10 protein-coding genes are annotated in these 13,929 nt (G+C 61.0%); 8 read left to right on the top strand and 2 right to left on the bottom strand.

Features of this window, described 5'->3' with window-relative positions; all coding sequences use genetic code 11:
• Window positions 1-169 precede the first annotated feature (169 nt).
• Both WHJ28_RS12455 and WHJ28_RS12450 read right to left on the bottom strand, forming a co-directional pair.
• Window positions 170-1,453 carry an S-layer homology domain-containing protein gene (locus WHJ28_RS12455; RefSeq protein ID WP_340042420.1) on the bottom strand — a complete coding sequence of 428 codons (1,284 nt, stop codon included), beginning with the start codon at window positions 1,451-1,453 and terminating at the stop codon, window positions 170-172.
• Window positions 1,454-1,470: 17 nt separating this feature from the next.
• Entirely contained in the window at window positions 1,471-6,282 is a 4,812-nt protein-coding gene (locus WHJ28_RS12450) for a M60 family metallopeptidase (RefSeq protein WP_340042419.1), read from the bottom strand.
• A gap of 488 nt (window positions 6,283-6,770) precedes the next feature.
• Here WHJ28_RS12450 and WHJ28_RS12445 point away from each other — a divergent pair, with 488 nt between their 5' ends.
• From WHJ28_RS12445 to WHJ28_RS12410, 8 genes are all read left to right on the top strand, one after another.
• On the top strand, window positions 6,771-7,556 hold the full coding sequence (locus WHJ28_RS12445) for an ABC transporter permease (RefSeq protein ID WP_340042418.1): 786 nt from the start codon (window positions 6,771-6,773) through the stop codon (window positions 7,554-7,556).
• Window positions 7,532-8,323, top strand: a complete 792-nt coding sequence (locus WHJ28_RS12440) for an ABC transporter ATP-binding protein (RefSeq protein WP_340042417.1) — start codon at window positions 7,532-7,534, stop codon at window positions 8,321-8,323. Before WHJ28_RS12445 ends, WHJ28_RS12440 begins: the two co-directional genes overlap by 25 nt.
• Before the next feature lie 73 nt (window positions 8,324-8,396).
• Window positions 8,397-9,446, top strand: coding sequence for an ABC transporter substrate-binding protein (locus tag WHJ28_RS12435; protein WP_340042416.1), 1,050 nt, complete (start codon window positions 8,397-8,399; stop codon window positions 9,444-9,446).
• A gap of 126 nt (window positions 9,447-9,572) precedes the next feature.
• Complete coding sequence (locus WHJ28_RS12430) at window positions 9,573-11,108, top strand: sensor histidine kinase (RefSeq protein ID WP_340042415.1); 1,536 nt, start codon at window positions 9,573-9,575, stop codon at window positions 11,106-11,108.
• On the top strand, window positions 11,086-11,757 hold the full coding sequence (locus WHJ28_RS12425; protein WP_340042414.1) for a response regulator: 672 nt from the start codon (window positions 11,086-11,088) through the stop codon (window positions 11,755-11,757). The genes WHJ28_RS12430 and WHJ28_RS12425 overlap by 23 nt, the downstream gene beginning before the upstream one ends.
• A 27-nt stretch (window positions 11,758-11,784) precedes the next feature.
• The gene (locus WHJ28_RS12420; protein WP_340042413.1) at window positions 11,785-12,600 is read left to right on the top strand and encodes a sugar phosphate isomerase family; all 816 of its coding nucleotides are present in this window, start codon (window positions 11,785-11,787) and stop codon (window positions 12,598-12,600) included.
• Between the two features lie 8 nt (window positions 12,601-12,608).
• Window positions 12,609-13,751, top strand: coding sequence for an N-acetylglucosamine-6-phosphate deacetylase (gene nagA, locus WHJ28_RS12415; RefSeq protein ID WP_340042412.1), 1,143 nt, complete (start codon window positions 12,609-12,611; stop codon window positions 13,749-13,751).
• A partial coding sequence (locus WHJ28_RS12410) for a class II fructose-bisphosphate aldolase (protein ID WP_340042411.1) occupies window positions 13,714-13,929 on the top strand: 216 nt, incomplete at its 3' end. The genes nagA and WHJ28_RS12410, both read left to right, overlap by 38 nt.

Genomic DNA, 13,929 nt, shown 5'->3' with positions numbered 1-13,929 from the left:
AATTATTTCTTAATATTGGGTAAAACGTACAGGGAACTTTTGGGTATGATGGGAAAATGCAGACATTTCGATGAAAAAGGGCATTATAACAGAAAGGAGCCGTGGGTCAAAAAACGCGTCCCCGGCTCTGTATTTACAGAGCCGGGGACGCGTTTTGAAACAGGACGGATCACTGGGCCAGGGTCTGGCAGAAGCGGGCCAGAATCACAGCGGCCTGGGCCCGGGTGGCAGAACCGGCGGGAGAGAGGGTGGTCCCGCTGGTGCCGGTGATAAGGCCGGAGCCCACCGCCCACTCCATGGCGTCGGCGGCATAGGCGGACACCTGAGCGGCGTCGGAGTAGCCGTCCAGATCAGCCTGGGCGGACAGGTCGCAGCCTTTGTAGCGGGCGTACCGGTAGAGGATGGCGGCCATCTGCTCCCGGGTGATGGTATCATCGGGGCCGAAGCTGCCGTTGGAGTAGCCGGTGACAATGCCGTTGGCACTGGCCCAGGCCACACCGTCGGAGTACCACTGGCCAGAGGCCACATCTGCAAAGGACGCGCCGCCGGTGACGGCGGGGCTGCCCTCCAGGCGGTAGAGGATAGTGACGATCATGGCGCGGCTGGTGGTCAGGTCGGGAGAGAACCGGCCCTGGCTGGTGCCGCCCATCAGGCCCTGCTCATAGACATAGGCCACGCTGTCATAGTACCAGCTGCCGGAGACCACGTCGGTGAAGGGCAGGCCGGGGTCCACAGGGGCGTCGACCTTCACAAAGGAGGCGGACACCGTGACGGCGGAGGCGGGCATGGTAAAGGTGTGCTTACCGCTGCCCTTGTCGGTGAGCTTCACCGCATTGCCGTTCTTGTCGGTCACGGTAAGGGTGTCCAGCTTGTAGCCCTCGCCCGCCTTGGCGGTGAGGGTGATGGTCAGGCCCTTGTTGGCCCGGGTACGGCTGGCGGTGATGGAGCCGCCGGAGCTCTCCTTGACGGTAATGGCATAGGAAACGGCGCCTGGGGCGGCGCCCTCTTCGTCGGCGGAGGGATAGGTGGTCTCCGTGTTGTCGGAGGTGATCAGCTTCAGGTCAATGGCCTTTTCCACGGTAAAGGTGGCGGCGCCGTCGGCGGAGGAGATGGTGCCCAGGGTGAGGGAGCCGTCGTCGGACAGCGTGCCGGACTTGGCGGTGGCATACACCGTCACGCTGGCGCCGTTCTGCTTGGCGGTGACGTAGACGCCGGTACGGCCGGCCAGGGTCTGGTCAGGAGCAAAACCGTAGGAGGCGTCCTGGTCGGAGAGGGTAAAGGTGGCCTGAAGGCTCTGGCAGTCAGAGGGCAGGCCGGAAAAGCCCACGGTCTGGGTGGCGGCGGGCTCCTGAGAGGAGACCACCAGCCGGAGCCCGCCGGCGGCAGCCGCCCCGGGAATGAGGGTGGCTGCCATCAGGCAGAGCGTCAGGAAAAACAGGGAGAGTTTACGCAACGGTTTCATCCTTTCATTCAGCTCAAGTCGCTTTTCAGCTCGATGACGGGCAGGGACACCTGGTCCTCGTCATCGCCGCCGTCGGGGAAGCTGAGCCACAGAGTCTGGCTGGTCAGGCGCTTGCTGTCAGCGCTATTGGGATCGTCGGTGCGGTAGAAGTTGGCCCGGATCTCCAGGGGATAGGGGTCGGTGACGTGGCTCTGGGCGTTGAGTGCGGCCTCCGCCTCCATGTCGGGCACGAAGAGGAAGAAGCCGTCGCTGGTGTCGCTCACCGCACCGTCGGCGGGGATCTCAGCCAGCAGGTAGAGTTCCCCGTTCATGGCCCGCTCAATGGTGGTCACCTCACCGGCCTCGGGGGTAGTGCTGTACCGGGCCTCGATCTCCACATAGTTGTACACGGGATCGCCCCGGTAGGTGCCCAGGATCACCAGGGTACCGGCGGGAATGTCCTCGTAGGCATCCTTGAGGATGCCCACAGCGGCGCCCTCGTAGAAGTCCACCCGGTCGCCGGGGTAGTCCAGCAGGGCCAGGTCGGCGTCGGCGGGGATGCCGGTGATCTCCACCACGGCGGCGTCATAGGTCCAGATGCGGGTATCCTCGGGGCCCACGCCGGGCTTATTGAAGTAGGCCACCACAGTGTCCTCGGACAGCGTGCCGGTCTTGGCGGTGGTCCATGCCTCCCCGTTGGCGTCAGCCTTCACCTTCACGGTGTAGCTGCCGGACAGGTCGGTGCCGGTCACCTTGATGCCGGTGACGGGGACGGACGTGCCGCCCTTCATGGTGATGGTAATGGCGCCGTCCTCGCTCCGGGCCAGGTCGTACAGATCGGTGCTGATGGTCTTGTCGTAGGCTACCCGGACCTCGCTGCTCTGGGCGGAGGTTCCCAGGTTGCCCAGCTTGTCCACGGGCACCACGGTGTAGGTGTAGGTCAGGTTGTTGGCAGCCCCCAGGTCATCCACATAGGTGGTCTCGGTGGTAAAGGCGATGGGGGTGCCGTTGCGGCGGATCTCATAGCCCAGGATCTTGCCGCTGTCAGTGTGGCTGATGGTCAGGGTCACCTCAGACTCGTTGACGGAGGCGGTGACAGAGGCGGTGCCCTCGGCGGCGCTGCCGCTCTGGAGCCGGTAGGTGCGGGAGGCGTCGTTCAGGTACCAGATGGCCCGCTCCTCGGCGGGGTAGTCGTTCAGGATGTCCTTCACGCCGTCGCTGAGGGTCATGCCCCAGCGGGTGAAGAACTGGGTCAGATCCCGGTCGGCCACCTGGGAGGCGATGAGAGCCACCCGCTCGTCGTAGGAATAGCCGCTGTAGGCGCCGGACTTCCAGGCCTTGAAGAAGGCATTGTAGAAGGCCAGGGGCTGATCGGCCTCATCGTAGGCCAGGTGGAGCTGCCAGTACATACCAAGCTGCACGAACACGTTGTTGGCGGAGCCGGGGCGGCCCTGGGCCGCCTTGTCAAAGATCTGCTCCCAGCGCCCGTCCTCAGTGAGGCGGGTGCTCACGGTCATGGCGGAGCCGTCCCAGGCCTGGAGGGCCAGGGAGTAGATGTTGTTGGTGCACTCGGCCCGGCCCAGCTTGTCCATGTTGTGGCCGATCTCGTGGGCGATGCCCCAGCCAAACAGGCCGTTGGCCTGACCGGCCCCGGTAGCGGAGGTGGGCTTGCCCTGGACCAGGGCGGAGGTGGAGCCGTACTCCACGCCGATATGGTTGCCGGCGGCATACATGAAGGCTCCGGCGAACATACGCATATAGCGGATGTTCTGGCGGGTGGTCATGGGATAGGTGTAGCCAGACAGGGCAGCGTCAGAGGGGATGATGCCCTGGACCTTATTGGCGATAAAGAGCTCTTCCTCCCAGGCCAGGATGTTCTGATACATAGTCTCCACCATGGCGTCCTCATTGTTGCCCACGCCCTTCAGGCCGGAGAGGACCTGGTCGGCGGGGAGGGAGAGGAGCACGCTGGGGGTGGAGATCTCGGTGGCGTTGCGGACGTCGGTGGTCAGTCTGGTACCGGACAGACCGGATACATAGGACTCCAGCGTCTGGATATAGGCCCGGATGGCGTCCTTGCGGGCGGAGTCGCCCATGGTGTACCAGCCGGACAGCTCCAGCACGGGCATGGAGTACACATTGCTGTCCCCGCGGATCTGGAGCTTGATCTGCTCGGGATGGCTGCCGCTGTAGGTCAGATAGAGCATGCCGCCCCGGGTGTCGGTAAGGGAGCCGATCTTCTCCACGGTGATGTAGTTGCGGCCGTTCTTCAGGGCCACGGGAGTGCCCTTCCACACGCCGGACTCACCGTAGAACTGGGTGGGCACCACATAGACGGTGGCGTCGTCGGGCAGCTCGGCGTAGATGGCCACGACGGAGCCCGCCCGGGCGGTGACGCCCAGAGGCTGCAGGTCGCTGGCAGTCTGGCCCGCGGCCTGATCGGGGGCAGCGGACGTGCTGCGGCTCTGGAAGTCATTCTTCACCAGGCCCAGCGCGTCGCTGCTCTGCTCCAGCAGAGCCTGAGCCAGGTCCAGCTCATCCTGAAGCCGGGCGCGGTCCAGATAGAAGCTGCCCAGCGCGTTGAGGCGGTCCTGCAGATGGGTGATGGTCTGCTGCTGTACCGTGCCCTTCAGCGCGGTGAAGGTACCGTCGGTAAAGAGGTCGGCGATGCCGCTGACCAGGTTTTCGCTCTCATAGAAGGCGATCTCCGAAACGCTGACACGGGGGCCGCCGGTCTTTTCGCCCAGAGCCAGGGTAACGCTCTTGACGTTTTTGGTCTCGGGGAAGGAGAGAATGTAGTAGTTGCTGCCGGTGATATTGACGCCGTCCCGGTAATAGGTGGCCAGCACCTGGCCGTCCTCCCCCTTCAGGGTGATGGTGTAATTGGCAATGCGGTTTTTGTAGGTGGCATCCAGATAGGGGACCACCAGCAGATAGTTCATATCGTGGGTGGTTTCAAAGGTGTAGGTGATGTCGCTGTTCTGGGTGTAGGTAGCGGCGATCCAGTAGGTATTGGGATCGTTGTCGGTGAGGTCGGTGGTCACATCAAAGTTGGGGCACAGCTGCCGGTTCACGTTGGAGGGGTCCTGCATGACGATGGAGGTGATCTCCCCGTTGCCGATGCGCCCGTCGGTAGGCAGCTGGGGCAGGTCGAAGCCCTCCTTCTTGGGGGCGCCGGCGGCAGTGGCGGAGAAGGGACCGGCGCCGTGGAGGTTGCCCGCCTTGACGGCCACCTCGTAGACGGCGCCGTTGGTCAGCCCGGTGATGACCGCGCTGGTGGCGGTGGTGCTGCCGCCCCAGGCCACGAACTCCGACGCGCCCTGCTCCCGGTAGAACACCTGGTAATAGGTGGCGTCCTTGGTGCTGCCCCAGTTCAGACGCAGCGCGCTGTCAGCCGGCGTCACCATCAGGTTGGAGGGGGCGCCGGGGACGCTGGCGGGCAGGGGGGTGGCGGCCAGGATGGCGGAAGGGGTGCCGCTCCAGCTGCCGCTGACGGCGGTGACCTGGAAATAATAGGTGGTGTTGTTCTTCAGGTCGGAGATGGTGATGCGGTTGGCACCGGCTCCGGCGCTGCTGCTCAGGGCATTCTTGCTGGTGCCGTAGTTGACGGTGTAGCCGGAAACGTTGGGCAGGCTGTCCCACACCAGAGTGACCTCCCCGTCGCCCACCGTGGCGGCCAGACCTTTCACCTGGGCATCCGACTTGGATTCCTCGGATACGATATCCTTGAGGAACTCGATCTGGGTAACAGTAGCAAACTCCGGCTTGTCACCGGTCTGGCCCTCCACCTTCGTGACGGTGATGGTGACCTTTTTGACCGGGACCTTCTTGCCCAGATCAATGGTCACCAGGTTCTGACCGGCCACCCGGCTCGTAGCGTGAATCCCTTCGGGCGCCGAGGCGTCAAAGGGGACCTCCAGAGTCTGACCGTCCTCGGTTTCCACGATGGCGGTGCCCGCCTGAATGGCGCCGTCCACACTGGGAGAGGAGATGGAGATCTCGCTCATGGTGACGGCGCTGTCAAAGGCGATGGGAATGGAAAGCGCGCCGGCGTCGTCAGCGGGCTTGAGGGTAACGGAGGTATCTCCGGCAAACAGATCCGCCGCAGAGCCCTCGGTAAAAGTCACGGTATCCTCATCCACTGTGGGAGCCACAATGGCGGCGGTGGACAGGATGCGGGGATCGGCCTCCAGATCCATCATCTTATTGATATAAGAAAGATCGGAGACATCCACCACACCGTCGCCGTTGAGGTCGTAGGTGGCCAGATCGCCGGTCAGGCCCAGCTGGGCGTCCAGCGCGGTCCGGTCGTCAACGGTTACCGCGCCGTCTCCGGTCACATCGCCCAGGGAGAAGGTGCCGTCGGCGGTGCTCATCAACACGTGCTGGGAGTAGTCCTGAAGGGTCACCTGAGTGGCGCAGGTGGCATAGCCCGTGCCGGTGACGGTCATGGTGTAGTCTCCCAGGGGCAGACCGGAGATGACGGCCTGATAGGCACCCAGCTGCTGCTCGGTGGAGAGAGGGGCGCCCTGGGTGTTTTGTGCCTCCCAGGAGACAGAAAGACCGTCAGCGCCTGTGGCGGAGCCGTCCTCCATGGAAATAATGATATTCTTGCCGTTGCCTGTCAGATGGAGCCGGATGTCCCGGCGCTTCACTTCGTCCACCCGCTGGGGCAGATCAAAGCGCAGGGTAAGGGCGATGGAACCTGTGACTGTTTGCCGGGCCTGAAAAGCGGGGGGCTCCTGCGGGCCAGCGGCGGCGGCCGGAAGCCAGGCAGTGCAGGAACCTGCCGCAATGGCCACGCTCAGTAAACCGGAGATGATGCGACGTGAATGTATCAAAATGAGAACCTTCCTTTCCGTGGGGCCTGTGGTCTGTGGGCTGCGAAAGAAGTGCGCTCTGGCACTGATATGCCGTAAAAGTTAGTGCATGAAGGCAAAAAGAAACAAAATGGCCGGAGGGGGTCCGGGCCATTTTGTCAAAAGGCGCCGCCCTATTAACATAACGCGGAAATTATAACCGAATCAGGCTCCGGCTTCAAGGGGAAAAGAGGAATTTCCAGATCTTTGTCACAGCCGGTAAAAAAGTCATATAAACCTACTTGTTTTATATGATATTGCACAAAAGGAAACGAGGCGGCGGGAGGCGAACGTCAAAGGCGCGGTTTAAAGAGTGGGGGGCGAATCATGTATAAAAGGAGAGGCAGGGATGATGAAAATTCATACTTTTCTTTTTTTGAGAAAGCTTCTATACTACACTTATCCAAAATGCGGGGCTGCTTATCCCAACCTTGCGTATATCGGATCAATCGTAAGAAGGAGCGAAGAGAATGGAACAGAAAAAACAGTCCCTTGCCAGCCGGATTCCATCAAAGGTCTGGCTGCTCATCTCTTTTGCGGTGGCCATGCTGGTTTGGTACATCATGTCCATCATTCCCCAGACGTCCCGGGCTTTCCCCAATGTCGTGGTGACCATTCAGGGTCTCATGACCATGGTGGAGCGCGGCGTGTTCTGGCAGGACCTGAGCAGCAGCTTGATCTCCGTGGCAATGGGTTACGCCATCGGTTTTGTCATCGCCCTGCCTGTGGCCATCCTGATGGCCTGGTATGTGCCGGTGCGCAACATCCTGGAGCCCTGGATTCAGTTCATCCGTAACATCCCCCCTCTGGCCTATGTGCCTCTGATCGTGATCTGCGCCGGCGTGGGCCGGCTGCCCCAGGTGATCGTGATCACCATCGCTTGTTTCCTCATCATGTGCGTGACCATCTATCAGGGCGTGATCAACGTGGATGAGACCCTCATCAAGGCCGCCCGGGTTCTGGGCGCCACCGACCGGGACATCTTCGTCCGGGTCATTACCCCCGCCACCCTGCCCTTCATCCTCACCGCTGTGCGGCTGGGCGCTTCCGTTGCTCTGACCACTCTGATCGCAGCTGAGTCCACCGGCGCCATGGCCGGCCTGGGTATGCGTATCCGGTCTCTGAACAACAGCTTTGACGCGGCCCCCATGCTGGCCTACGTCATCATCATCGGCATCATCGGTATCACTCTTGAAAAAATCATCAAATTCTTGGAAAGGAAGCTGACGGGATGGCAGGAGAAGAGAGAAATCTGATCGTCAAGATCGATAACGTCCGTAAGGTATATAACACCCGCAACGGCGAGATGGTTGCCCTCAACGGGGTGGACCTGGACATCTATGAAAATGAATTTATCTGCGTGGTAGGCCCCTCCGGCTGCGGTAAGTCTACCCTGCTCAACATCATCGCCGGCCTCCACGATGCCACTTCCGGCGCTGTCTACTGCAAGGGCAAGAAGGTCACCGGCACCGGCACCGAGCGCGGCGTGGTCTTCCAGCAGTACGCCCTGTTCCCCTGGCTCACCGTGAAGAAGAACGTGATGTTTGCCCTGGAAATGAAGGGTATCAAGGGGAAAGAGGCCGAGGATCTGGCCATGAAGTACCTGGAGAAGGTGGACCTGACCAAGTTTGCCGACCACTATCCCAAGGAGCTGTCCGGCGGCATGAAGCAGCGCGTGGCCATTGCCCGCGCCTATGCCGCCGACCCCGAGGTGCTGCTGATGGACGAGCCCTTCGGCGCCCTGGACGCTCAGACCCGTACCCAGCTGCAGACCGAGCTGCTGGAGACTTGGGAGAAGGACCGCAAGACCTGCTTCTTCATTACCCACGATGTGGAGGAGGCCATCATCCTGGCTCAGAAGGTCATCATCATGTCCGCCCGGCCCGGCCGCATCAAGTCCATTGTCAACATCGACATCCCCTATCCCCGTACCCAGGAGACCAAGATGAGCCCCCGTTTCCTGGAACTGAAGAACGAGATCTGGAGCCAGGTCTACCAGGAGTACCTGGAGGTCCGTAAGTAATTTGATTGGAACGGCATTGCCGTTGCAATAGAGGAAAAGAATCCCCAAAAAAACAAAATAGGAGGAAATGAACGTGAAGAAGTTTCTTGCCATGCTCCTGACCGTGGCCATGCTGGGCGGCGCCCTGGCTGCCTGCGGCGGTGGCGACACCACCAGCACCCCCTCCGGCAACACCGGTACCCCCTCCGGCAACTCCGAGACCCCCTCTGTTGAGACTGTCAACATCAACGTGGGCTATATGCCCAACTACGGCGGCCTGTGGAGCGTGATGACCGCCAAGGAGAAGGGCTTCTTTGAGGAAGAGGGCCTGAATGTCACCCTGACTCAGTTCGAGGACGGCCCCACTATCATTGCCGCCATGGAGAACGGCTCCGTGAACTTCGGCTACATTGGCCAGGGCGCTCATAAGCTGTGCGTCCAGGGCAACGCCACCATCATCGCTCTGTCCCACATCTCCAACGGCGACGCCCTCATCGGCGGCCCTGGCATCTCCACCGTTGAGGACCTGAAGGGCAAGACTGTTGCCTATTCTTCCGGCACCTCCAGCGAGGACATCCTGCGCAACGCTCTGGCTGCCCACAACATGACCATGGACGACATCCAGGCCATGGATATGGACGCTCCCTCCATCGTGACCGCCATGATGTCCGGCGGCGTGGACGCTTGCGCCACCTGGTCCCCCAACAGCCTGACCATCCTGGAGGGCATGGAGGGCACCACCAAGCTGGCTGACAACATGACCTTCTCCGATACCACCGTGTCTCTGGCCAGCTGGATCGCCACCCCCAAGTACCTGGAAGAGAACCGCGACGTGGCCGTTCGCTTCGTCCGCGCTCTGATGAAGGCTATGGATTACGCCGCTGATGAGCATCATGACGAGGTCGCTCAGTGGTGCGCCGCCCAGGCTGCTCTGGACTACGATACCATGTACAATCAGCGCGGCGACGCCGACTGGCTCACCGGCAAGGAAGTGGTGGACGGCGTGGCTGACGGCACCGTCAAGGGCTACTATGAGCTGCAGCAGAAGAACCTGCTGGCCGGCGGCTCCATCACCGAAGAGGATGTGTGCCCCGTAGAGGATTATGTGGACTTCGATCTGATGACCGAGGCCGGCAATTACTAATCTGACCCCAGGAGGGGCGGCGGCGGAATACCGCCGCCGCCCCTTTCCCGTGCAAGCAACTTCTTTACAAAGCCGGAATGAGCGGATACAATAGCACCGGAGACCGCAACTGAGGGAGGATACGATATGCTTCTGTTGTTGGCAGTGGGACTGCTGATCGGCTCTGTTCTGGTGCTGTGTGTCAAAAAGAACTGGGAATCCCTGCTGCTGGTGGGGCTTTGCCTGAGCCTGACGGTCTATTTTGTCGGGCTGATGGTTTTTATCGCCAAGAAGGGCGGCTTGTCCCAGGAGGTCATGAATTTCCTGTTTTTCAGCCATAAGATCCGGATCTGGGTACAGTACCGCTTTATTACCCTGGGACAGTTGGGCTATATCGTGGCCGTGGGCCGCTATTTGTTCCCGCTCTTCCTGCTGGAACTGGCGTTTCAGTACTCTATGCTGGCTATGGGGAAAATACCCCTGGCCCGCAAGCTGGTGCTGGTGCTGCCTGTGGCCTCGCTGGTGCTCTACTACCCCAATGTGTACCGGAGCCTGGTGGTGAAGTTCCCGGCAATAAAGGATGTACTGGTCCAGTTCTCCTACATCTGGGTCATGTGCTATGTGGTGCTGGCGGTGGGGCTGCTGATTGTGGAATATTGCTCCACCACCATGCATTTTTCCCGGCGAAAGTTTCTTCCTATCGTTATTTCACTGGTAGCGCTGGCCATTCTGTATGTGCTGTACTGCGGCCAGGACCCCGGCCAAATCTATCGGTTTTACAGCTACGACTATACCTGGATCAAGGGCGTGGGCTACCTCCAGTTTGCCCTGAGTGTGGGGGGCTATGTGGTTCTGGTGGTGGTCAACCTGGTATGCGGGATCCTGGGTCTGGGCAGCCTGCTGCGCTATACCCAGACCAGCTTTGTCAGCGACCGGGACGAGGTGGTGCTGGAGCGCAAGTTCGACGTGGCCCGAACCGGCGCGTCAGTCTTTGTTCACAGCATCAAAAATCAGCTGCTGGCCAACCGGGTGCTCTATAAACGTATCCGGGTGGAGCTGCAAAAAGAGGAGCCCGACCTGGAGAGGGTAGGAAACTACTTCCATAGTCTGTGTGAAAACAACGAGCTGCTTATCAGCCGCTCCGAGGAGCTCTATCGGACGGTCAAGGCCAAGTCGGTGCGTCTGGTTCCGGTCACCTTGGGTCGCCTGGAGGAGATCACTATGGACCGGTTCCATAAGAAGTACCCCGACGGACGGGTCAGATTGCAGATGGATCGGGAGATCCAGGTGCTGGCCGACGAGAACTATCTCAGCGAGGCTTTGTACAACCTGCTGACCAACGCCTGGGAGGCCACCATCGGCTACGAGGAGGCCAGGCCGGTGGAGTTGGTGAGTCATCAGGAGCGGTTATATACCGTCCTGGAGGTCAAGGACCACGGGCCGGGCATCAAGGCGGAGGAGTTCAAACATATTTTTGAACCCTTCTATTCCAGCAAGAACAGCAATTTCAACTGGGGCATGGGATTGTACCATGTCCGTACCATCGTGCGCAGCCATCTGGGTTCCCTTCGGGTGGAAAACCGGCCGGAGGGAGGAGCCTCCTTCTTCATTTTGCTGCCCCGTTATGGTACCGCCTGCAGAGGGCAGAAGGGGAGAGAGCATGATTCGCATCTTGGTTGCTGAGGACTTCGATTTGATCCGGGAGGATCTGTGCGATGTTCTCAACCAGCAGGAGGATATGACCGTGGTGGGCAGCGCCGCCAGCGGAAAGGAGATCGAGGCTCTGGCCCTGGAGACCGACTTCGATCTCATTCTTATGGACATTGAGATGGAGACCACCACCGCCGGCATCCAGGCTACCGAATATATCCTGGAAAAAAAGCCGGAGGCCAAGATCATCTTTCTCACCGCCCATGAGACCGATAATATGATCCTCACCTCCATGGGCGCAGGCGCGGTGGATTATATCGTGAAAGGCTGCGAGGATGCCGAGCTGCTCCAGCACATCCGCAGCGCCTATGCGGGGCAGCCTATGCTGGACGGCAAGATCCAGAACCTGCTGCTCAAGGAGTATTCCCGCCTGCGCACCTCAGAACGGTCCCTGCTCTTCTTTATCAGTACGGTCTCCCAGCTCACCGCCGCGGAGCGGGACCTGGTGCGTCTGCTGCTGGAGGATAAAAAGATCAAGGAGATCGCTGCGGAGCGGTGCGTGGAGGTAGTCACCGTCAAGACCCAGATCAAGAGCCTGCTGCGGAAGTTCGGCTGCAGCCGGACCAAGGAGATCGTGGACACCATCCGGGATTTGAACGTGATCCACTTGTTTAAGCATTGATATACCGTTATAGAAAGGAAGATCCACATGGACTATTATCACATTTCCGCCCAGGACCTGGGCAAAGACGCCAAGATTCCCGTTGTGAAGCTGGGGGACTCCGGCGAGGTGTTCTATGAGATCGCCATGGAGATGATCAACACCATCAAGGCCCATAATGAGAAGAACGAGAAGACCGTCTTTATCTGCCCCGTGGGCCCTGTTGGCCAGTACCCCATCTTTGTCCGCCTGGTGAACCGGGACCGGATCAGCCTGAAGAACTGCTGGTTCATCAACATGGACGAGTATCTCAATGACGACGATACCTACATCGAGAAGGAGAGCCCCCTGTCCTTCCGGGGGTTCATGGAGCGCACCGTGTACAGCCAGATCGACGAGGAGCTGCTCATGCCCGCCGAGCAGCGGGTGTTCCCCAACCCCGCCGACCCCGGCTATGTGGATCGCCTGATCGAGGAGCTGGGCGGCGTGGACATCGCCTTCGGCGGCATCGGCATCAACGGTCATCTGGCCTTCAATGAGTCCCGTGAGGACATGACCGCCGAGGAGTTTGCCGCTCAGGGCACCCGGGCCCTGTCCCTGAATCCCGAGACCCGCACCGCCAACGCCATCGGCGACCGCTGCGGCGCCATCGACGCCATGCCCCACCGTGCCGTCACCATCGGCATCAAGCAGATCCTGGGCGCCCGCAAGGTCCGTCTGGGCGTGTTCCGTGAGTGGCACCGCTCCGTGGTCCGTCAGGCCGCTTACGGCGAGGTGACCGCTCACTTCCCCGCCAGCCTGCTGCAGAACCATCCCGATGCCATCATCTTCACCAACTCCCTGGCCGCCGGCCAGCCCTTCTGAGGTACCCTATGAAACGAACCCTCTTTACCAACGGCCGCGTCTATGTGGACGGCCAGTTCCAGGACACCGACCTGCTGGTGCAGGACGGCCGGGTGGCCGGATTCTCCGGCAAGGCCGATGAGGTGGTGGATCTGGGCGGCAAGCTGCTGGTTCCCGGTTTCCTGGACCTGCACACCCACGGCGGCGACGGTGTGGACGTGAATGCGGCCACCGCCGAAGACCTGGCCAAGATCGGTAAGTTCTTTGCCAAAAACGGTACTACCGGCTGGCTGTGCTCCATCCTCACCGACACCGAGGAGCAGACCCTGTGGTGCATCGACCAGGCCAAGGCCGCCATGGCCGCCCCCATCACCGGGGCCCAGCTCATGGGTATCCATTTGGAAGGTCCCTTCCTGTCGGTGGAGTACAAGGGCGCTATGCCCGAGCATCTGCTGCAGAAGGGCAATGCGGACCTTTTCCGCAAGTACCAGCAGGCCGCTGACGGCGCGGTGCGCTACATCACCGTCTCCCCTGAGGTGGAGGGCGTGGTGGACATGATCGCTGAGATCGCCGGTCACACCACCGTGGCCATCGGCCACTCGGGTGCCGACTACGAGACCAGCTGCGCCGCCATTGACGCCGGTGCACAGGCCTGCACCCACACCTTCAACGCTATGGGTCTGTTCCACCAGCACCGTCCCGGCATTATGGGCGCGGTTCTGGAGCGCCCCGTGTGCTGCGAGGCCATCTGCGACGGCCGTCATCTGCATCCCGGCTCTGTCCGGATGCTCCTGGCCTGCAAGGGCTGGGACAAGGTGGTGGCGGTAACCGACTCCATCCAGGCCGCCGGTCTGCCCGACGGACATTATAAGCTGGGCGTCAACGACGTGGTGGTGGAGGACGGCGACGCCAAGCTGGCCTCCAATGGTGTCCGGGCCGGTTCTACTCTGACCACTGGTCAGGCCATGAAGAACCTGGTGAAGTTCACCGGGGAGAGCGTGGAAAAGGTGCTCCCCCTGCTGACTGTCAATCCCGCCCGCCTCATCGGTATGGACCACCGGAAGGGCTCCATCGCCCCCGGCAAGGACGCCGATCTGGTGGTTCTGGACCAAGATCTGAATGTAACTGCAACCTATGTGGCCGGCGTCAACGTATACGCCGGAGAGAATTAAGGAGGAACTTATTATGCCTTTGGTACCCCTGAGACCTTTGATGGAAGCCGCTGAGAAGTACAACTACGCTCAGGGCGCTTTTAACGTGAACGCCGTGGCCCAGGCCAAGGCCGTGATCGAGATGCACGAGACCTTCCGCTCCCCCGCCATCCTGCAGGGCGCCGACCTGGCCAACGCC

The sequence above is a fragment of the Flavonifractor porci genome (genome assembly GCF_037572415.1).
In the GTDB taxonomy this organism is placed as follows: domain Bacteria; phylum Bacillota; class Clostridia; order Oscillospirales; family Oscillospiraceae; genus Flavonifractor; species Flavonifractor porci.
Note: the sequence above shows the minus strand (reverse complement) of the source record. Positions and strands in the feature narration are given on the sequence as shown.